Source organism: Amycolatopsis sp. NPDC058986 (assembly GCF_042741125.1).
Classification (GTDB): Bacteria; Actinomycetota; Actinomycetes; order Mycobacteriales; family Pseudonocardiaceae; genus Amycolatopsis.
In genome coordinates this window covers 40,966-60,210 of sequence record NZ_JBHYJW010000062.1, presented here as the reverse complement: position 1 = coordinate 60,210, position 19,245 = coordinate 40,966, and the positions used below count along the sequence as shown (strand labels likewise).

The 19,245-nt window shown below is 69.5% G+C and carries 18 protein-coding genes; 13 read left to right on the top strand and 5 right to left on the bottom strand.

The window, feature by feature from the left end; genetic code table 11:
- The first annotated feature begins 202 nt into the window (after positions 1–202).
- Positions 203–460 (top strand): hypothetical protein, encoded by a 258-nt coding sequence (locus ACFW0G_RS37405; RefSeq protein WP_378330231.1) that lies wholly within the window; start codon positions 203–205, stop codon positions 458–460.
- Positions 461–515: 55 nt separating this feature from the next.
- Positions 516–1,076 (top strand): GNAT family N-acetyltransferase, encoded by a 561-nt coding sequence (locus tag ACFW0G_RS37400; protein ID WP_378330230.1) that lies wholly within the window; start codon positions 516–518, stop codon positions 1,074–1,076.
- Here the strand turns inward: ACFW0G_RS37400 and ACFW0G_RS37395 are convergent.
- Complete coding sequence (locus tag ACFW0G_RS37395; protein WP_378330229.1) at positions 1,045–1,698, bottom strand: YigZ family protein; 654 nt, start codon at positions 1,696–1,698, stop codon at positions 1,045–1,047. The two genes, ACFW0G_RS37400 and ACFW0G_RS37395, sit on opposite strands and share 32 nt — an antisense overlap.
- A 495-nt stretch (positions 1,699–2,193) precedes the next feature.
- Here ACFW0G_RS37395 and gltB point away from each other — a divergent pair, with 495 nt between their 5' ends.
- Positions 2,194–6,744 carry a glutamate synthase large subunit gene (gltB, locus tag ACFW0G_RS37390; protein ID WP_378330228.1) on the top strand — a complete coding sequence of 1,517 codons (4,551 nt, stop codon included), beginning with the start codon at positions 2,194–2,196 and terminating at the stop codon, positions 6,742–6,744.
- Positions 6,737–8,188, top strand: coding sequence for a glutamate synthase subunit beta (locus ACFW0G_RS37385; protein WP_378330227.1), 1,452 nt, complete (start codon positions 6,737–6,739; stop codon positions 8,186–8,188). Before gltB ends, ACFW0G_RS37385 begins: the two co-directional genes overlap by 8 nt.
- A 372-nt stretch (positions 8,189–8,560) precedes the next feature.
- Here the strand turns inward: ACFW0G_RS37385 and ACFW0G_RS37380 are convergent, their stop codons facing one another.
- Positions 8,561–9,466 (bottom strand): ROK family protein, encoded by a 906-nt coding sequence (locus ACFW0G_RS37380; RefSeq protein ID WP_378330226.1) that lies wholly within the window; start codon positions 9,464–9,466, stop codon positions 8,561–8,563.
- A gap of 211 nt (positions 9,467–9,677) precedes the next feature.
- Between ACFW0G_RS37380 and ACFW0G_RS37375 the strand changes: the two genes are divergently transcribed.
- The 6 genes from ACFW0G_RS37375 to ACFW0G_RS37350 all read left to right on the top strand — a co-directional run bounded on the left by ACFW0G_RS37375 (position 9,678) and on the right by ACFW0G_RS37350 (position 13,203).
- The gene (locus ACFW0G_RS37375) at positions 9,678–9,887 is read left to right on the top strand and encodes a CbtB-domain containing protein (protein WP_378330225.1); all 210 of its coding nucleotides are present in this window, start codon (positions 9,678–9,680) and stop codon (positions 9,885–9,887) included.
- Positions 9,888–9,904: 17 nt separating this feature from the next.
- The gene (locus tag ACFW0G_RS37370) at positions 9,905–10,690 is read left to right on the top strand and encodes a CbtA family protein (RefSeq protein ID WP_378330224.1); all 786 of its coding nucleotides are present in this window, start codon (positions 9,905–9,907) and stop codon (positions 10,688–10,690) included.
- Positions 10,691–10,765: 75 nt separating this feature from the next.
- Complete coding sequence (locus tag ACFW0G_RS37365; RefSeq protein WP_378330223.1) at positions 10,766–11,623, top strand: Scr1 family TA system antitoxin-like transcriptional regulator; 858 nt, start codon at positions 10,766–10,768, stop codon at positions 11,621–11,623.
- A 4-nt stretch (positions 11,624–11,627) separates the two neighbouring features.
- Positions 11,628–11,810 (top strand): DUF397 domain-containing protein, encoded by a 183-nt coding sequence (locus ACFW0G_RS37360; RefSeq protein ID WP_378330222.1) that lies wholly within the window; start codon positions 11,628–11,630, stop codon positions 11,808–11,810.
- 88 nt (positions 11,811–11,898) lie between these two features.
- A complete protein-coding gene (locus ACFW0G_RS37355) occupies positions 11,899–12,519 on the top strand; it encodes a DUF4190 domain-containing protein (RefSeq protein WP_378330221.1) in 621 nt (206 codons plus the stop codon).
- A gap of 27 nt (positions 12,520–12,546) precedes the next feature.
- Positions 12,547–13,203 carry a DUF4190 domain-containing protein gene (locus ACFW0G_RS37350; protein WP_378330220.1) on the top strand — a complete coding sequence of 219 codons (657 nt, stop codon included), beginning with the start codon at positions 12,547–12,549 and terminating at the stop codon, positions 13,201–13,203.
- Positions 13,204–13,631: 428 nt separating this feature from the next.
- Here the strand turns inward: ACFW0G_RS37350 and ACFW0G_RS37345 are convergent, their stop codons facing one another.
- The gene (locus tag ACFW0G_RS37345; RefSeq protein WP_378330219.1) at positions 13,632–15,113 is read right to left on the bottom strand and encodes a cobyric acid synthase; all 1,482 of its coding nucleotides are present in this window, start codon (positions 15,111–15,113) and stop codon (positions 13,632–13,634) included.
- 76 nt (positions 15,114–15,189) lie between these two features.
- On the bottom strand, positions 15,190–16,122 hold the full coding sequence (locus ACFW0G_RS37340) for a cobalamin biosynthesis protein (RefSeq protein WP_378330218.1): 933 nt from the start codon (positions 16,120–16,122) through the stop codon (positions 15,190–15,192).
- Between the two features lie 36 nt (positions 16,123–16,158).
- Here ACFW0G_RS37340 and ACFW0G_RS37335 point away from each other — a divergent pair, with 36 nt between their 5' ends.
- The 3 genes from ACFW0G_RS37335 to ACFW0G_RS37325 all read left to right on the top strand — a co-directional run bounded on the left by ACFW0G_RS37335 (position 16,159) and on the right by ACFW0G_RS37325 (position 18,756).
- Positions 16,159–16,803, top strand: coding sequence for a bifunctional adenosylcobinamide kinase/adenosylcobinamide-phosphate guanylyltransferase (locus ACFW0G_RS37335; protein ID WP_378330217.1), 645 nt, complete (start codon positions 16,159–16,161; stop codon positions 16,801–16,803).
- 11 nt (positions 16,804–16,814) lie between these two features.
- Complete coding sequence (gene cobT / locus ACFW0G_RS37330; RefSeq protein ID WP_378330216.1) at positions 16,815–17,837, top strand: nicotinate-nucleotide--dimethylbenzimidazole phosphoribosyltransferase; 1,023 nt, start codon at positions 16,815–16,817, stop codon at positions 17,835–17,837.
- A 190-nt stretch (positions 17,838–18,027) separates the two neighbouring features.
- Entirely contained in the window at positions 18,028–18,756 is a 729-nt protein-coding gene (locus ACFW0G_RS37325) for an adenosylcobinamide-GDP ribazoletransferase (protein ID WP_378330234.1), read from the top strand.
- On the opposite strand, the gene ACFW0G_RS37320 is transcribed toward ACFW0G_RS37325, so the two are convergent.
- Positions 18,739–19,227: a hypothetical protein gene (locus ACFW0G_RS37320; protein WP_378330215.1), complete on the bottom strand. Its 489-nt coding sequence runs from the start codon at positions 19,225–19,227 to the stop codon at positions 18,739–18,741. The genes ACFW0G_RS37325 and ACFW0G_RS37320 overlap by 18 nt on opposite strands.
- Between the last annotated feature and the right edge of the window lie 18 nt (positions 19,228–19,245).

The following is a 19,245-nucleotide window of genomic DNA, read 5'->3' as shown; positions in this document are numbered from 1 at the left end:
CGTTGAACGTCCCCAACGGAGCGTTCGCGACGCCGAAGCAGCGTGCGAGCACGGGGAGGCGCACCACGAACCGGTGAACTCCGGCCGGAAGAGGACGACTCGCCGACCCGAAAGGGCAGAAATACCCGATTCCGCACAGCGGGAGACGGAAAATGTCGGTGGTGGGAGTTTCACTGGAACGGTGAGGAAAGGAGGCACCGCCATGATCGACGAGCTGAACCATCGTGAGCGGGCCACCCTGCGAGCCGTGGCTGGGGGCCATGCCGAAATCAGTTGCAGCTGCGAGCCGGACCTGTTCATCGACGGGCTCGCCTGTTGTGACCAGCTGACCGCGCATCGCTTGGCGCGGTTGGGTTTTGTCCGCCCCGCGAGAGCGGGTAAATGCGGGGAGCGGGTACCCGCTCTGCTGACCGACAAGGGATCTTCGGCGCTGGCCGGGCCGGACTCGGTCGCCGCGTAGGGAACCGCGGGGAAATCGGTTGCCCCGGGAATGAACGACACCGCAGCATTGTGCGGTGGAGTCATTCCTGGAAACCGCTCGTCTCGTCCTCCGGCGGTTCACGATCGAGGATGTCGACGCCATGTACGCGCTCGACAACGATCCGCGCGTCACGCGGTTCGTCAACGGCGGCGCGCCCGTCGACAGGGCGTACATCGCCGAGGACCTGATCCCGCACTACCTCACGTACTACGAGCGGTTCGAGGGCTACGGGTTCTGGGTCGCGGAAGAGCGAGCCGGCGGGACGTTCCTCGGCTGGTTCCACTTCCGGCCCGAGGAAGGCGCGCCCGCCGACGAACCCGAGCTGGGCTACCGGCTCAACCACGACGCGTGGGGCAAGGGCTACGCCACCGAGGGCTCGCTCGCGCTGCTGCACAAGGGATTCACCGAACTCGGCGTATGCCGCGCGGTCGCTTACACCATGGCGGTGAACAAGCGCTCACGCCGGGTGATGGAGAAGATCGGCATGCGCTTCGTCCGGACCTTCCACGAGGAGTGGGCCGAATCGATCGAGGGCGCCGAGCACGGCGAGGTCGAGTACGCGATCACCCGCGCGGAGTGGGCGAATCGGCCTTGACCCACCGCTCGCCTCGCTCGCGGGCCACCGCCTCGCCGCCGGTGAGGTCGGCCAGCCAGCCGTGGAACGGCTCACACTGACCCGTGCCGAGCCCGATCTCGAAGTGCGCGTTGTCGTCGAACCAGGAGTCGTGCAGCAGGTACGGCGAAGACCGCAGGTCGTTCTCCAGGCGCCCGGCACGGCCGTAGTCGACGGCGACCTCGACCAGGTGCAGCCGCCGGTACTCGGTGACACCGACGACGTCGAGCGCCTCGGCCACGGCCTGGCTGTACGCGCGGATCAGCCCGCCCGCGCCCAGCAGCACGCCGCCGAAGTAACGAGTGACGACGGCCACGGTGTCGGTCAGGTCGCGGCGCCGCAACACCTCCAGCATGGGCGTGCCCGCTGTGCCCGCGGGCTCACCGTCGTCGCTGGAGCGCTGGGTACGCCCGTCCGGCCCGAGCACGAAGGCGTGGCAATGGTGCCGCGCGCCGGGTTCGGCCTTGCGGCGCCGGGCGATCTCCTCGCGCGCGGCGTCCGCGGTGTCGACCGGGGCGAGCGCGCACAGGAACCGGGATCGCTTCACCTCGATCTCGTGCACCCCGGCACGAGCTACGGACAGGTAACGATCAGAACCGGTCATCCCGCCAGCTTCTCATCTCTCCCGCCCGCGTGAACACCCGGTGGCGCAGCACGTTTTCGCAGGTCAGCACGATTCCGCCGTACCTGCGAGCAAGAGGTTCCGTCGTATGGGGAGTACCCCGGGACCCGTCAACGTAAGCGTGGCATTTCCCACGCGCGGCCATCGACGTATGTCGATAACGGCGAATTCACACTATCGTCATAAGACCCGGCGAACCCGGGAGTAACACGCGTGCCCCTTGACTGGCCCCCACCACAGCGGCTCGTCACACCCGGGCGCGTGCGCAGCACCACCACAGTTCGGCCGCCCAATGCTGTGCGGTCCTCCCGATGTCCGTCCCAGGACGGCCGTACTCCCTTCGCGGATAACGGCCAGGACGACGTCTTCGCTCTCGACTGACCATCGCGGTCCCGGACCACTTTGTTAACTGGTTCTGCTCGAACCACCTAATGGAGTGTGTGCCGGTCGCGCCGACGCCTTGGGAGGCGGCCAGCCGTGACCCACCGTACTAGTTCCGTCCCCCATCCGGGGGAAGAGCAGGCCAAGGGCCTGTACCGCACCGAATACGAACACGACGCCTGCGGTGTCGCCTTCGTCGCCGACCTCCAAGGTCGCCGGGACCATGCGATCGTGGCCAAAGCACTTGTCGCACTGCGGAATCTGGAACATCGTGGGGCGCGCGGCGCCGAACCCGACACGGGTGACGGCGCGGGCCTGCTGATCCAGATCCCGGACGAGTTCTACCGCGCGGTCGTCGATTTCGACCTGCCCGACGCGGGCGCGTACGCGGTCGGAACCGCTTTCCTGCCGACCGACGAAAAACGGCGCGGCCGCGCGATGAGCGCCATCGAACGCATCGCGGGCGAAGAGGACATGCGCCTGCTCGGCTGGCGCGAACTGCCGGTCGACGCCGAACACGTCGGCCCGACCGCGGCCGAGACGATGCCGCACTTCACCCAGCTCTTCCTCGCCGGGCGCAGGAACAACCTCGACGGGCTCGCCTTGGAGCGCGCGGCCTTCTGCGTCCGCAAGCGCGCCGAACACGAGCTGGCCGAGGACGAGGTCTACTTCCCTTCCCTGTCCTCGCGCACGATCGTCTACAAGGGAATGCTCACCGAGCCGCAGGTCGAGAAGTTCTTCCTCGACCTCACCGACGAGCGCGTCACCAGCGCCATCGGCCTGGTGCACTCCCGCTTCTCCACCAACACGTTCCCCTCGTGGCCGCTGGCCCACCCGTACCGCTACGTCGCGCACAACGGCGAAATCAACACGTTGCGCGGCAACCGGAACTGGATGGACGCCCGCGAGGCGCTGCTCGGCACCGACCTGATTCCCGGTGACCTCAAGCGGATCTACCCGGTCATCACCCGCGGCGCGAGCGACTCGGCTTCCTTCGACGAGGTGCTGGAGCTGCTGCACCTCGGCGGCCGGTCGCTGCCGCACTCGGTGCTGATGATGATCCCGGAGGCGTGGGAGAACCATCAGGAGATGGACCCCGCGCGCCGCGCGTTCTACGAGTTCCACTCGACGCTGATGGAGCCGTGGGACGGGCCGGCGCTGGTCGCCTTCACCGACGGCAGCCAGATCGGCGCGGTGCTGGACCGCAACGGCCTGCGCCCTGGCCGCTACTGGGTCACCGACGACGGCCTGGTGGTGCTCGCCAGCGAGGTCGGCGTGCTGGAGCTGGACCAGTCGACGATCGTCCGGAAAGGACGGTTGGAGCCGGGCCGCATGTTCCTCGTCGACACCGCCGAGGGGCGGATCATCGAGGACGAGGAGATCAAGACCGAGCTGGCCACCGCGCACCCGTACGACGAATGGGTCGACGCCGGGCTGCTGCGGCTGGAGGAACTTCCCGCGCGGGACCGCGAAATCCCGCTGCACGCGGCGCTCGTGCGCCGTCAGCAGGCGTTCGGCTACACCTCCGAGGAGCTCGAAACCATCCTCGAACCGATGGCCCGCACCGGCGCGGAGCCGATCGGCTCGATGGGCAACGACTCGCCGATCGCCACGCTCTCGAGCCGGTCGCGGCTGTTGTACGACTACTTCATCCAGCTGTTCGCGCAGGTGACCAACCCGCCGCTGGACGCCATTCGCGAGGAGCTCGTCACCGCGCTCGGCACCCAGCTCGGCGCGGAGCCGAACCTGCTGGACGCGAACGCCAAGTCGTGCCGCCGGATCGTGCTGCCGTTCCCGGTGCTGGACAACGACCAGCTCGCGAAGCTCGTGCACGTCAACGACGACGGTGATCTGCCGGAGTTCCAGGCGGTCACCGTGCTCGGCCGGTACAACGTGCACGGCGGCGGCGCGGCGCTGCTGGAACGCCTCGACGAGATCCGCGCCGAGGTGTCCGAGGCGATCGAGGACGGCGCGCGGCTGATCGTGCTGTCCGACCGCGGGGTCGACGAGGACCACGCGCCGATCCCCTCGCTGCTGCTCACCGGCGCGGTGCACCACCACCTGGTTCGCGAGAAGACCCGCACGCAGGTCGGCCTCATCGTCGAGGCGGGCGACGCGCGCGAGGTGCACCACATCGCGTTGCTCGTCGGCTACGGCGTCGCCGCGGTCAACCCGTACATGGCGATGGCGACGGTCGAGGAAATGGCGCTGCAGGGCCGGATTCCCGGGGTCACCGCGCAGCAGGCCACCCAGAACCTGATCAAGGCGCTGGGCAAGGGCGTGCGCAAGACGATGTCGAAGATGGGAGTGTCCACTGTGGCCTCCTACACCGGCGCGCAGATCTTCGAGGCGGTCGGGCTCGGCGAGGAGGTCATCGAGACCTGCTTCACCGGGACGACCTCGCGCCTCGGCGGCGTCGGCTTCGACACGATCGCCGACGAGGTCGCCCAGCGGCACCGCCACGCCTTCCCCGCCGACGGTTTCCACGCGAACCATCGCGAGCTGGAGACCGGCGCGGACTACCAGTGGCGCCGCGAGGGCGAGCCGCACCTGTTCAACCCGCAGACCGTGTTCAAGCTCCAGCACTCGACCCGCAGCGGGAAGTACGAGATCTTCAAGGAGTACACGAAGGCCGTCGACGACCAGTCCGAGAAGCTGCTGACGCTGCGCGGGCTGTTCGACTTCAAGTACGGCAAGCGCGCACCGGTGCCGATCGAGGAGGTCGAGCCGGTCTCGGAGATCGTCAAGCGGTTCGCGACCGGCGCGATCTCCTACGGGTCGATCTCGGCCGAGATGCACGAAACCCTGGCCATCGCGATGAACCGGCTCGGCGGCAAGTCGAACACCGGTGAGGGTGGCGAGGATCCGGAACGGCTCTACGACCCCGAACGGCGCAGTGCCGTGAAGCAGGTCGCGAGTGGACGGTTCGGGGTGACGAGCGAATACCTCGTCAACGCCGACGACATCCAGATCAAGATGGCGCAGGGCGCCAAGCCCGGCGAGGGCGGGCAGCTGCCCGGCCCGAAGGTGTACCCGTGGATCGCGAAGACGCGGCACTCCACGCCCGGTGTCGGGCTGATTTCCCCGCCACCGCACCACGACATCTATTCCATCGAGGACCTTGCCCAGCTGATCCACGACCTCAAGAACGCCAACCCGAAGGCACGCATCCACGTGAAGCTCGTGTCGGAGGTCGGCGTCGGGACGGTCGCGGCGGGTGTGTCGAAGGCTCACGCCGACGTCGTGCTCATCTCGGGCCACGACGGCGGGACCGGCGCGTCGCCGCTGTCATCCATCAAGCACGCCGGTGGCCCGTGGGAACTCGGGCTCGCCGAGACGCAGCAGACGTTGCTGGCCAACCGGTTGCGTGACCGGATCGTGGTGCAGACCGACGGTCAGCTCAAGACCGGCCGGGACGTCGTCGTCGCGGCGCTGCTCGGCGCCGAGGAGTTCGGCTTCGCGACCGCGCCGCTGGTGGTGTCCGGCTGCATCATGATGCGGGTGTGTCACCTCGACACCTGCCCGGTGGGCGTGGCGACGCAGAATCCGAAGCTGCGCGAGAAGTTCAGCGGCAAGGCCGAGTACGTGGTGAACTTCTTCGAGTTCATCGCCCAGGAGGTCCGGGAATACCTGGCGGAGCTGGGTTTCCGCTCGATCGCCGAGGCCGTCGGGCACGCCGAGTTCCTCGACAAGCGCAAGGCCGTCGAGCACTGGAAGGCGTCCGGTCTGGACCTGGCGCCGATCTTCCACGTGCCCGAGATGGCGCCCGCTGGGCTGCGGCTCCAGCAGACGCTGCAGGACCACGGGCTGGACAAGGCACTCGACAACACGCTGATCCAGCTCGCCGAGGGCGCGCTGAACTCCGGCGACAAGGTGCGGCTGGAACTGCCGGTGCGCAACGTGAACCGGACCGTCGGCACCATGCTCGGGTCCGAGCTGACCAAGCGCTGGGGCGGGGAAGGCCTGCCGGACGACACGATCGACGTCACCTTCACCGGCACGGCGGGCCAGTCGTTCGGCGCGTTCGTGCCGAGCGGGATCACGCTGCGGCTGGTCGGCGACGGCAACGACTACGTCGGCAAGGGCCTGTCCGGCGGGCGGATCATCGTGCGGCCGCCGCATGAAGCGACGTATGCGGCGGAGGAGCACATCATCGCCGGGAACGTCATCGGCTACGGCGCGACGAGCGGCGAGATCTTCATCCGCGGCAAGGTCGGCGAGCGGTTCTGCGTGCGCAACTCGGGCGCGCTGGCCGTCGTCGAGGGCGTCGGTGATCACGGCGGCGAGTACATGACCGGGGGCCGGATGGTGGTGCTCGGCCAGATCGGGCGCAACTTCGCGGCCGGGATGTCCGGTGGGATCGCCTACGTGCTCGACCTGCCGGCGCACCGGGTGAACCCGGAGATGGTGGACATCGATCCGCTCGACTCCGAGGACGTCGCGTTCCTGCGGTCCACTTTGGAGAAGTACTACAACGAAACGGAATCCGCTGTCGCGCGGGCCCTGCTGGCGGACTGGGACGCGGCCACCGACCGGTTCGGCAAGGTCATGCCGAAGGACTACAAACGAGTGCTCGCCGCTCAGGCGAAGGCCGAGCGGGATGGGCGTGACGTGAACGAGGCGATCATGGAGGCGGCTCATGGCTGACCCCAAGGGTTTTCTGACCACCCCGCGCGAAACGCCGAAGAGCCGCCCGGTGGATCTGCGGCTGATGGACTGGCGCGAGGTCTACGAGGACTTCGCGACGACGAAGCTCCAGAAGCAGGCCGGGCGCTGCATGGACTGCGGGATCCCGTTCTGCCACCAGGGTTGCCCGCTCGGGAACCTCATCCCGGAGTGGAACACCTTGACGTGGCAGGAAGACTGGCGCGAGGCGGCGGATCGGCTGCACGCGACCAACAACTTCCCGGAGTTCACCGGCACGCTGTGCCCCGCGCCGTGTGAAACCGCTTGTGTGCTCGGGATCAACGACGATCCGGTGACGATCAAGCGGGTCGAGATCTCGATCATCGACCGCGCCTTCGAGGAGGGCTGGGTCACCCCGCAGGTCCCGGTGACGAAGACCGGCAAGAAGGTCGCCGTCGTCGGTTCGGGGCCGTCCGGACTTGCCGTGGCGCAGCAGTTGACGCGCGCGGGCCACAGCGTCGTGGTCCTCGAGCGGGCCGACAAGATCGGCGGGCTGCTGCGCTACGGCATCCCCGAGTTCAAAATGGAGAAGTCCCGTTTGGACCGTCGGCTCGACCAGATGCGGGCCGAGGGCACGGAATTCCGGACCTCGGTGAACGTCGGCGTCGACGTCACCGCCGAGGAACTGCGGTCCGCCTACGACGCCGTGGTGCTCGCGGGCGGGGCGACGGCGTGGCGGGATCTGCCGATCACCGGCCGCGAGCTGGACGGCATCCACCAGGCGATGGAGTTCCTGCCGCCCGCGAACCGGGTCGCCGCCGGGGAGCTGGACGTGTCGCCGTATGACGCCGCCGGGCTCGACGTCGTCGTGATCGGTGGCGGTGACACGGGCGCGGACTGCGTCGGCACGTCACACCGTCAGGGCGCGAAATCGGTGACACAGCTGGAAATCATGCCGCGTCCGCCGGAGTCCCGTTCGGACGCTCACCCGTGGCCGACGTACCCGATGATCTACCGGGTCTCCTCGGCGCACGAGGAGGGCGGCGAGCGGCTGTACTCGGTCAACACACAGGAGTTCCTGGGTGACGAGAACGGCCGGGTGCGGGCGCTTTCGCTGGTCGAGGTGCGCAACGAGGGTGGCAAGTTCGTCCCGGTCCCCGGGACCGAACGGGAGCTCCCCGCGCAGCTGGTGCTGCTCGCGATGGGCTTCGTCGGCCCGCAACGGGAGGGCCTGCTGGAGTCGCTCGGTGTCGAGCTGGACCCGCGCGGGAATGTCGCGCGGGACAAGGACTTCCGGACCAGCCTGGACAACGTGTTCGTGGCCGGGGACATGGGCCGGGGCCAGTCGCTCATCGTGTGGGCTATCGCCGAAGGCCGCTCCGCGGCCTCCGCCGTCGACGCCTACCTCACCGGCCGGGACGTCCTCCCCGCCCCCATCCGCCCCACCGACCGCCCCATCTCCTGACCCGAAACGGCGATCTCGCGTAATCCGATGGAGATCTCGCGTGCTTGGACGGCATCCCCGGCCAAACACGCGAGATCTCCGTTCACGCACGCGAGATCGCCACTTGCGCACGCCTTCCCTTGCTCTTTTCGAGTGAAAGCGGGAAATGAGTGGCGGGGAAGGGGTGACGGGGAGCAACCTGGTTGTAGGGGACGCCGTCGGTGACGAGGGGGCTCGAGCCGACGGCGTGCCGTCCAACCGGATGGCGATTCACTGGGGAAGGGGCCCGATCTTCGTGCTGTCACAGGCTTTTCCGCGCGTACAGGCCTGATTCTCCCGCGGTGAAGTCCGTGAATGCCACATTGAGGGAATCAGAGTCCCTCAATGTGGCATTCACGGACCGGTACGACGGGCCAGCAGGTCGAGGGCGAGCAGGCCCGCGCCAAGGCGACCCGCCTCGGGGCCGAGTTTCGCGACGCGCAGCTCGGGCATCCGCTGGAAAGTCAACGACGCCGCCAGCCGTTCCCGCAGCGGCGCGACGACGTACTCCCCCGCCGCGAACAGGCCACCGCCGAGCACGATCACCTCGGGACCGAGCAGCGTGAGCAAGGTGCGGAGGCCACGCGCGAGCCCGTCCACCGCCTCGGACACCACGGCACTCGCCACCGGATCGCCGTCCCGCGCGAGATCGATCACCGGCAACGCGCCGTCGACCACCCGACCCGCCCGTTCGGAGTAAAGACGCGCGACCGCCGACGCCGAAGCGCTCGCCTCCAGGCAGCCGACCGCCCCGCAACCACACCGCAGCGAATGGCCGACGTCGATGTGCCCGATCTCCCCCGCGAGCCCGTGCGCACGGTAGATCCGGCCGTCGAGCAGCAACGCCGCGGCGATCCCGGTCCCGACAGCGACGAACGCCGCGTCCGCGCACCCCTGCCCCGCCCCGACCCGGAACTCGGCGAGACCGCCCGCGCTGACGTCGTGCCCGAAGGCCACCGGCAACCCGAGCCGCGATTCCAGCAGCGAGCCGAACGGGACGTCCCGCCAGTCGAGATTCGCCGAAAACCGCGCTACCCGCGCCTCTTCGTCGACGATCCCCGGCACCACGACGCCCACCGCGCGCACCGACGTCCCGCCGCCCATCTCCCGGACCAGCGAGGTGACCTGCGCGGCCAGCGCCGTCCCGTCCGCGCCGCGCGCCGTCGGGACCTGCCGTTCTTCGAGGATGCCGAGCTGCGCGTCGAGCAGCGCGGCCTTGATCGTCGTACCGCCGACGTCGAGTGCGGCCACCGTGTCCATGACCGCATTGTGGCATCGAGGCCGTCACATCCAGCATCGTCACATTGACGCCCCCTTCACACGGACCTACTCTCAGACGGCCAGACGACGGAATCCGGAACGCGGTGAGAATCCGCGCGGTCGCGCCACTGTGACCCCCGAGGGGGAAGCCAGACCCGGAGCCGTCGAGCAGTTGTCCCCGACGAGGCCGCGCAAGCCCTAGGAGGTCACCGTGACGAACCCGGCGATCACAGCCGCCCCCATCCCGCTGCGGATCCCGATCCGCGAAATCGTGCCGTGGGCGGTGTTCGTCACCCTCCTCGCGCTGATCGCGCTGTACTTCGTCAGCACCGAGCAGGGCGCGCTCTCGGTGTTCGCGAACACCTACGTCCACGAGTTCGTGCACGACGGCCGGCACCTGCTGGCCTTCCCCTGCCACTGAGCGGGGCCACACCACTCATGATGAGGACCTTGCTGGTCCGCGGGATGCTCGCGGGCCTGATCGCCGGTGTGCTCGCGTTCGTTTTCGCCTATCTCTTCGGTGAACCGTCGGTCAACGCCGCCATCGGCATCGAGGAGTCGGGCGGCGCCGCGCACTCCCACACGCACGACCACGGTGCGGGCGCCGAGCCCGCACCCGCGCCCGCTCCCGCTGAGCACGAGGAGGAGGTCGTCCCTCGCGACGTCCAGAGCACTCTCGGGCTCTTCGCGGGCGTCGCGGTGTACGGCGTCGCGATCGGCGGGCTGTTCTCGCTCGCCTTCGCATTCGTCTACGGCAGGCTCGGCACGCTCCGGCCTCGTGTCACGACGGCGTTGCTCACCGGTGGCGCCTTCGCGGTGGTTTTCCTGGTGCCGTTCCTGAAATACCCGGCGAACCCGCCCGCGGTCGGCCAGGCGGGCACGATCGGGCAGCGCACCGAGCTGTACTTCGGTTTCGTCGCGATCTCCCTGCTGGCCGGAATTCTCGCCGCCGCCTTCGGCCGCAAACTCGCCGACGCGCTGGGCGCGTGGCGGGGCGGGCTGCTCGCGTGTGCCGGGTACGTCGTCGTGATGGCGGTGGCCGCGTGGCTGATGCCGGTGATCGACGAGGTCCCGGCGACGTTCCCGGGTTCGACGTTGTGGAGTTTCCGTACCGCATCGGTGGGAACACAGCTGACCTTGTGGATTTCCCTGGGCCTGGTTTTCGGATTCCTCGCCGAAAAGGCGTTGGCACGGAAAACCCCCGCCGTGCTTTCAGAGCGGTAACACCCCCATCCCTTACGGTGAATCCGCGCGTGCCCTGCCTGACGGGCACGCGCGGCTTCCGTAGCGTCACCGGTCATGAAAAAGCCAGCCATGATGCGGCGAGCGGAAGCCGGTGCCGAACTCAGGGCACTCCGTGAAGCGCGGGGCATGGGCCTGCGCGAGATGTCGCACATCTTCGGCGAGAACCCGGGTTTGCTTTCCAAGTGGGAACGAGGGCTGTACTCCATCGCACCGTGGCAGGTCGGCATCTACTTCGGCGTGTGCTCGGCACCCTTGCCCGAGGCCCGGCGCGTCGCGGAGATGCTCCAGCCGCCGAATGACCTGTACTGGGTCCGCCCCTATTTCGACAAGCTGACCGATCCGGTCAAGTCAGTGGTCATCCACGAGAACGCAGCGAAGACGATGGTCTGCTACAACCCCGACTACATTCCCGGATTGCACCAGACCGAAGACTACGCCCGAGCTTTATTCGAGCACGAGCCGCACCTCCCTTCGGAAAAGGTCGATCTCCTTGTCAAGACTCGTCTCGACCGGCAGAAGTTGCTGGCACGACCGAACCCGCCACGATGTACGTTCTTCGTTCATGAAAGCGCGTTGCGAAGGGTCGTGGGAAACCCGCAGATCATGCACGAGCAGCTCCAATACCTGATGCTGTCCACCAGTCTGCCGCATTGTGTGATCCGAGTGGTCCCCGAGGCGAGCCCGGCGGGCCGAGCCCGCCGCCTTCCGTTCCGGATCATGGAGTTCCCCGAACCGCGCCCCGCGATGGCCTACGCCGAGACCGACACGGCGAACCTCTTCATCGAGGACCGTCCCGCGGTGGAGACCTACTACTGCCTGGTTACGCAACTGGAACAGTCTGCCCTGAATGAGGGACAATCGCGGGACTGGCTCGTCCGGCTGGCGGACGAGTACGAGCGTATGAGGGAGTAATGCGATGGCGGCCCGCGAGCTGACCTGGTTCAAGAGCAGCTACAGCGGCAGCAAAGAGACGAGCGAGTGTGTCGAAGTCGCCTTCGCACCCCAGCTCACCGCGGTCCGCGACTCCAAGGCCCCCACCGGACAACTGACCGTCAGCCACCACGCCTGGGCGTCCTTCCTCACGGCGCTCGCGCGGTAGCACCGCGGCGTGGTCGAATCGTTACCACGCCTCCTGCGGGCACGGCTCTAAGATCTCCTGCGGGTCGGGGGATTCCGCAGGGGGAAACATGTCTCAGGAGGCCCTGCCCGCGTCACCACCGACCCCGGTGGTCCCCGGGCGAAACGGCTATGCCACCGCCTCGCTGTGCTTGGCGATCTTCGGGTTCACCGGTATTCCCGGGCTTCTCGGCGTGATCTTCGGGATCGTCGCGCTCGTGCAGGTCCGCCGGACCCGGCAAGCCGGACGTGGCTTCGCCGTCACGGGCATCGTGCTCAGCGTGTTGTGGCTGGCCGGTGTCGTCTTCTGGATGCTCGACGAGCTGGACGATCCTCCCGGATCGTACGAGCTTTTCGCTCTCCAGAAGGGCGATTGCTTCGTGGAGGCCGTCCCGGCAGGCACCAACGCGACAAAGGTGCCTTGTACCGCGCCGCACGACGCCGAAGTCATCGGCACGGTCGTGTTCCCCGCTGACATCTACCCCGGCGACAGCCGGGTCAGTTCACAGGCGGCTCTCGACTGCGACAGGCAGGCAGTCCACTTCTTCGACAAGAGGATCGCGCCTGGCGTGTACACGATCCCGCAGATACCGAGCGAACGGGCGTGGGATCACGGCGTCCGCACCGCGATGTGCCTGGCCTTCGGCTCGTCGGGACGGTTGTCACAGCCCGTCCGCGAACTCGTCCGCTGACTTCTCCCGGACCACACAAGGAGTTGTATGTCCGATTCACCCGTACCGAGAGCCGTACCGCCGTCCGGGCCGAGCTACGAGGACGCACCGTCACCGCCGCCCCAGCCCGTCCCGCCGGGCACCAACGGGCTCGCTGTGGCGTCGCTGGTGCTGGGCATCGTCGGCGGGATCCTGCTGAGCGCGATCTTCGGGTTCGTCGCGCTGCGGCAGACCCGGCGGACCGGCCAGGCGGGGCGGAAGCTGGCGATCGCCGGACTGACGCTAAGCGGCGTGTGGCTCGCGGTGATCCTGATCGCGGTGACCGTCACGGCCACGAATTCCCGGCAACTCGCGGACAACGAGCTGAGCGTTTTTTCGCTCAACGACGGGCAATGCTTCAACGCCACCGAAGTGAACAGCACGACCGTGGCGAAGACGCAGTGCACGGTCCCGCACGACAGCCAGGTCTTCGGCAGGGCGCTGCTGCCCGGCGCCGACGCCTACCCCGGCGAGGCGCAGCTCAAGAGCACCGGCCTCGCGGAATGTCATGCGCAGGCGAAGGCGTTCTTCACCAACGGCGCTCCGGAAGGTCTGAAGCTGAACGTCTACTACCCGTCGGAAGCGGGCTGGCGGGGCCAGGTCCGCACCGCCGTCTGCGTGTTCCAGAGCGCCACCGGCCAGCTCTACCACCCCGTCCGCCCCTGACAACGCGCCGTGGGGGCCTCCCCGAGGGACTCTGGGTCCCTCAAGGAGGCCCCCACGGACCTCTGCGCTCCCGACGGTGCCGCAGCGGGCGCCCACGCAGCCGCTGCGGCAGACGCGCCACGCGGCCGAACGGGATGGCGACCGGACATGCCGCGCGGCCAGGCAAGATGGCGGCCGGACGCCCCGCGCGACCGGCGCTCGACGGTGGCCGGGCGGGATGTGCCGAGGGACGCCTTCGGTGCGCTCACCGCACCGAGGGACGCCCCCGTCACACCCAACGCACCCAGGGCGTCCCTCGGCGCTGCCCCACGCCCCACACCCCACGCTGTGAAGGCCTCCTTCACAGCGCTCAGCGCCAGTAAGGAGTCCTTCACGGACGCCGGGCGAGAGCGGCCGGGCTACCTGCGCCGCATTTGAGCCGGGGAGGGTTAAGGGGCGCCGGGTGGGATGAAGGGGAGGGTGGCAGGGGCGCCGGTGGTCAGGAGGCGTAGGAGGAGGGACGTGTCGAGGTGGGTGTCGACGGCGTCGGCGAGGCGGTCCAGCATGTCCTCCCGCAGCTCCGCGAAGCCGGGGGCGTCCGGGGATGGCGTCCACGATCGACCCGCGGCGAGCGCGACTTCCGTGAGCCAGGCACGGCGGAAGCCGTCGTTCTCGAACGCGCCGTGCCACGTCGTGCCCCACACCGAGCCGACCCGGTAGCCGTCCAAAAAGGACTCAGCGGATCCGGACAAAACCGCGCTGCCGTGGTGGATTTCGTACGCCGAAACGTCGTGACCCCGCCACGAACCACTGGGCCGCCCGAGCACCTTTTCGCCGGAGAACGACACCCGCGTCGGCAGCAGTCCCAAGCCGTCCACCTGACCAGCCAACGACTCCACATCATCCACAATGGACTCGGCGAGCATCTGGTAGCCACCGCAGACGCCGAGCACCGGACGACCCGCCGCGGCCCGCGCGGCCACCGCCGTGTCCAGACCGCGCGAGCGCAGCCAGCGCAGATCGTCCACTGTGGCCCGTGAGCCGGGCAGCACGACCAGGTCCGCCGCCGCGACGACGTCGGGATCGGCGGTCAACGACACCGTGACGCCGGGTTCGGCGGCGAGCGCGTCGACGTCGGTCGCGTTGGAGGCACGCGGGAAGCGCACCACGGCGACGTTCAGCCCGCCGCCTGTCGACGAGTGGCGCCAGCCCGCCACCGCCAGCGCGTCCTCGGAGTCGATCCACACGCGGTCGAGCCACGGCAGCACGCCCAGCACGGGGCGCCCGGTGACCTTCTCGATGCTGTCCAGCCCCGGCCGGAGCAGGCCGACATCGCCGCGGAACTTGTTGACGATCCAGCCCGCGACCAGCGCCTGGTCCTCGGCCGAAAGCAGCGCGAGCGTCCCGAACATCGCGGCGAGCACGCCGCCGCGGTCGATGTCGCCGACCACCAGCACCGGCAGCGAAAACCGCCGCGCCAGGCCCATGTTGACGTAGTCCCCGGCGCGAAGGTTGATCTCGGCCGGGCTGCCGGCACCTTCGCAGACCACGACGTCGAAGCGGCTGCTCAACTCGGCGTACGCGTCGAACGCGATGGTCGCGAGACCGGCGCGTCCGGTGGCGTACTCCCCCGCTTCGAGCGTCCCGAACGGCTTCCCCAGCGCGACGACGTGACTGCGCCGGTCACTTCCCGGCTTGAGCAGCACCGGGTTCATCGCGGCCTCGGGCTCGGCGCGCGCCGCGCGGGCCTGGAGCCACTGCGCGCGGCCGATCTCGGCGCCGTCCGCGCAGACCATCGAGTTGTTGGACATGTTCTGCGCCTTGAACGGCGCGACCCGCATCCCCTGACGCGCCAGCCAGCGGCAGATCCCGGCGGTGACCAGGCTCTTTCCCGCGTCCGACGTCGTCCCCGCGATCAGCAGCCCGCTCATGCGATCGCCTCGCTCCGCGAGACAGTGTTCAATCCCTTTTGGCGCATGATATCCATGATTCGCTCGCAAGCGTCGCTCATCGGGCGACCACCACGGCAACCGCCAGCGCCGCCGCACCGACCACTTTGGACAATCGCACCGCGCGGCGGAGGTCGACAGTCTCCGGCGCCCGTCCCTCACCGAGCGTGCCACGACGCTCGGTTCGGCCGCCGTAGCTGTTGGTCCCGCCGAGCTGGACGTCGAGCGCCCCGGCGAAGGCGGCCTCGACCTGCCCCGCGTTGGGGCTGGGGTGGAGCGCGCCGTAGCGCCGCCAGACCCGCCACGTCCGACGGACCTGGCCGCCAACGAGCGGCGCTGACAACGTCGTCAGCGCCGCACCGATCCGCGACGGCACGAGATTCGCGACGTCGTCGGCGCGAGCCGAAGCCCAGCCGAAACGTTCGTAGCGGGGCGAGCGGTAGCCGACCATCGCGTCGAGCGTGTTGAGCGCGCGGTAGCCGAACAGGCCGGGAATCCCGCCGACCGCGCCCCAGAACAGCGGCGCGACCACGGCGTCGGAGGTGTTCTCGGCGATCGACTCGGTCGCGGCGCGGGCGAGCTCGGCGGAGTCCAGCTCGGTGGCGTCGCGCGCGCAGAGGTGCGAAAGCCTTTCCCTCGCCGCGGGGACGTCGTCGCTTTCGAGCAGTCTGGCCATCTCGGCGCCTTCGGTCGCGAGGCCACGTCCACCGAGGACGATCCACGTCGCGGCGGCTGTCAGCGCGAAGCGCGCGAAGGGACGTCGTCGCGTCACGGCCTGAGCAGCGACGCCGAGTCCCGTAGCGACGCCGACGCAGATCCCGGCGTACGCGGCTCCGCGCGGCTTCGAGTCCGCCCAGAGACGTCGTTCCAGCGCCGCCGCGGCCGTCCCGAACAGGGCGACCGGATGCCCTCGACGGGGGTCGCCCAGAAGTGCGTCGGCGGCGAATCCGGTGATCAATCCGGCCGTCGTGGCTGCTTGTCGGAGTGGCACGTGGCGAACCGTAGCGCGTGCACGACAATGCGGAGTATGACTGTGTCTGATGCCGCCTCCGCGCCAGGGAATACGTCGGCGGGGCTGACGCACCGGCTCGCCGGGTACCTCGAGACCCTGGCGCGAGCACTACGCCGGTACGGACGTGACGACGGCAAGGTGCTGGTCCTCGGCGGTGTGCGCTCGGGGAAGTCCAGGCACGCCGAACGGCTCGTCGCCCACCATCCGTACCTCGTCTACGTCGCGCCCGGCCTGCCGCCGAGCGCCGAAGACCCCGAGTGGGCCGCGCGCGTGGCCGCGCACAAGGCGAGAAGGCCGTCGCACTGGAAGACCGTCGAGACGACCGACCTGCCCGGCGTGCTGCGGAGCGCGACCGGGCCGGTACTCATCGACTGCCTCGGCACGTGGCTGAGCCGGGTGCTCGACGAGGTCGGCGCGTGGACGCAGAAGTCCGGCTGGGAGCTCCGGCTGGACGAACGACTCGAGGATTTCCTGGTCGCGTGGGCGCAGGCGCGGGTCCCGGTGGTCGCGGTCAGCAACGAGGTCGGCAGTGGTGTGGTGCCCGCGACGGTGTCCGGGCGGCTGTTCCGTGATGTGCTGGGCGCGCTCAACAGCCGTGTGTCCGCCGAGTCCGACCGGGTGCTCCTGGTCGTCGCCGGCCGCGTACTCGATCTGCCGTAGGGAGTTCCGCCATGCGTTTCGACATCCCCGTCCCGGACGCCGCCGCCCACGCCGCCGCCCGGGAGCGGCTCGACGGGCTGGTCAAACCGGTCGGCTCACTGGGGCGGCTGGAGGAGATCGCGGCCTGGCTGAGCGCCGCGCACGGCTGCGTGCCACCCCGGCCGATCTCGGACGTCCGCGTCGTGGTGTTCGCCGGCGACCACGGCGTGTCCGCGCTTTCGGCGTATCCGCGCGAGGTCACCGGCGCGATGGTGCGGGTGTTCCTGGCCGGGCGCAGCGGGGTGAACGTGCTCGCTTCGCAGGTCGGCGCCCGAGTGCGGGTCGCGGACATCGCGGTCGATTGGGACGCTTCGGATATTCCGGATTCCGTGCTGGCGCACAAGATCCGGCGGGGTTCGGGCTCCATCGACGTCGAGGACGCGCTCCTGCCCGGCGAGGCCATGCGTGCGTTCGAGGCGGGGCTTTCGCTCGCGGACGAGGAGATCTCGACCGGGGCCGAACTGCTGATCCCGGGCGACATGGGGATCGGGAACACGGCCGTGTGCGCGGCGCTGGTGGCCGCGTCGCTGGGTCTGCCCGCCGCGGAGGTCGTCGGAACCGGGACGGGGGTGGATTCCGACGGTCTCGCGCGGAAGGTCAAGGCGGTGTCGGCGGCTCTCGCGCGTGCCGCGGGACGCGTCGAGGATCCGTTCTCGCGGCTGACGGTGCTGGGAAGCGCGTGCGCGGCGGCCACCGCCGGTTTTCTGGTGCAGGCCGCGGTGCGTTCGGTGCCGGTGCTGCTCGACGGCGTGTTCTCGGGCGCCGCGGCGCTGGTCGCGCGAGACATCGCGCCGGGAGCGGAACAGTGGTGGCTGGCCGGGCACCGCTCGACCGAGCCGTCGCAAGCGTTTGCGTTGAAGGCGCTGGGCCTGGAGCCGATCCTCGACCTCGGTTTGCGGCTCGGCGAAGGCAGTGGCGCGGTGCAGGCCGTCCCGACGCTGCGGGCCGCGCAGGCGATCCTCGCCGACATGGGCCTGCTCGCGGACCTCACGTGACACGCTCGCTCGCGGTGGCGTCTGCTGCGGTGGCAGGTGTGCTGAAAGGGCCCTTCGGTGCGTTGAGTGCGCTGAAAGGGCCCTTCAGTGCGTCTAACGCACTGAAAGCGCCCTTCAGCACCCACGGGCCTCTCCGGGGTGCAGGACTTCCCGGGGGCGCTGCGTGAGCCGGTGGGGGGACGCGGCGCGGATGGCGGTCGGGACGTTGACGACCGTGCCGGTCCCGGCGCCGCGCGTGATCGACGGCCGGGTGGCCGGGGCCGCGATGGTGCTCGCACCGCTCGCGGCGGTGCCGCTGGCCGTGATCGCGGGGCTGGTCGTCGCGGCGGGTGACGCGCTGGGCCTGCCCGCGATCGCCGTGGCCGCGCTGGCGCTGGGCGCGGTCGCGCTGGGCAACCGCGGCCTCCACCTCGACGGGCTCGCCGACACCGCCGACGGTCTCGGCGCCTCCTACGACCGGTCGAAGGCCTTGGACGTCATGCGCCGCGGCGACTCGGGACCCACCGGCGTGGCGACGCTGGTGTTCGTCCTGCTCGTGCAGGCAGGTGCGCTGACCGGCGCGATCTCGCACGGGCACGGTGTCACCGCGGTGGTTCTGGCCGTCCTCAGTGGACGGTGTGTGCTTTCGCTCTGCTGCGCCCGAGGTGTCCCGTCCGCGCGGCCGGAGGGGCTCGGCGCGACCGTCGCCGGGTCGGTCCCGATCGTCGCGGCGGTGCTGGTCTTCGTGCTCGCCGCGGGTGTTTCGGCAGTCGCGCCCGGCCTGCCGTGGTGGCGCGGTCCCCTCGCCGTCGCGCTCGGCTACGTCGTGGCTGCGCTGCTGCTGGCGCGCTGCGTCCAGCGCATCGGCGGCGTCACGGGCGACGTTCTCGGCGGCTGCGTCGAGGTCGCGGTGGCGGCGGCACTACTCACGACGGCGTGACCGCTCGGCGGACGCCGCGGCGTCCGGGATCACACCCGCGGTGATCCGGCCCGAGTGCCAGTATTCGACGAGGACGTTCCTCTCCGGCAGGTAGATCCACACGTCGTCACCGGTGTCGATCAGCTCCCCCGCGTTCGCCGCGGCGAGCCGGGCGGGCAGCCGCACCGTCGGGATGATCAGGTTGCCCCAGAACACGACCACGTCCGAGGTCGAATACCGCAGCACGAGTTCACCCAGTACTCGCACGGCATCGGCGTAGTCCGCTTCGAGAGACTGTTCCAGCACGACGGCACCCGACCAGTCGATCGCTCCGGTCGTCGCACGGTCGGTGGGGAACCGTCGCAGGCTGACCGCCGCGAGCGCGTCATCCTCCTCCCAGGAAAGCTGGTGCACCAAACCACGTTCCTGCGGGCCGATGGCGTCGAGCAAGTAGACCAGCGCCGCGGGATGGGTGCCGTAAGGGTTGTTCATGACCAGAAGCTATCGGGC

Coding starts and splice junctions, on each gene's coding strand:
- ACFW0G_RS37355 (WP_378330221.1), top strand. CDS start 11,899: ATGTCTCAGGAGGCCCTGCCCGCGTCACCACCGACCCCGGTGGTCCCC.
- ACFW0G_RS37335 (WP_378330217.1), top strand. CDS start 16,159: ATGACTGTGTCTGATGCCGCCTCCGCGCCAGGGAATACGTCGGCGGGG.
- ACFW0G_RS37370 (WP_378330224.1), top strand. CDS start 9,905: ATGATGAGGACCTTGCTGGTCCGCGGGATGCTCGCGGGCCTGATCGCC.
- ACFW0G_RS37405 (WP_378330231.1), top strand. CDS start 203: ATGATCGACGAGCTGAACCATCGTGAGCGGGCCACCCTGCGAGCCGTG.
- ACFW0G_RS37350 (WP_378330220.1), top strand. CDS start 12,547: ATGTCCGATTCACCCGTACCGAGAGCCGTACCGCCGTCCGGGCCGAGC.
- ACFW0G_RS37325 (WP_378330234.1), top strand. CDS start 18,028: ATGGCGGTCGGGACGTTGACGACCGTGCCGGTCCCGGCGCCGCGCGTG.
- ACFW0G_RS37320 (WP_378330215.1), bottom strand. CDS start 19,227: ATGAACAACCCTTACGGCACCCATCCCGCGGCGCTGGTCTACTTGCTC.
- ACFW0G_RS37380 (WP_378330226.1), bottom strand. CDS start 9,466: ATGGACACGGTGGCCGCACTCGACGTCGGCGGTACGACGATCAAGGCC.
- cobT (WP_378330216.1), top strand. CDS start 16,815: ATGCGTTTCGACATCCCCGTCCCGGACGCCGCCGCCCACGCCGCCGCC.
- ACFW0G_RS37395 (WP_378330229.1), bottom strand. CDS start 1,698: ATGACCGGTTCTGATCGTTACCTGTCCGTAGCTCGTGCCGGGGTGCAC.
- ACFW0G_RS37345 (WP_378330219.1), bottom strand. CDS start 15,113: ATGAGCGGGCTGCTGATCGCGGGGACGACGTCGGACGCGGGAAAGAGC.
- ACFW0G_RS37360 (WP_378330222.1), top strand. CDS start 11,628: ATGGCGGCCCGCGAGCTGACCTGGTTCAAGAGCAGCTACAGCGGCAGC.
- ACFW0G_RS37365 (WP_378330223.1), top strand. CDS start 10,766: ATGAAAAAGCCAGCCATGATGCGGCGAGCGGAAGCCGGTGCCGAACTC.
- ACFW0G_RS37385 (WP_378330227.1), top strand. CDS start 6,737: ATGGCTGACCCCAAGGGTTTTCTGACCACCCCGCGCGAAACGCCGAAG.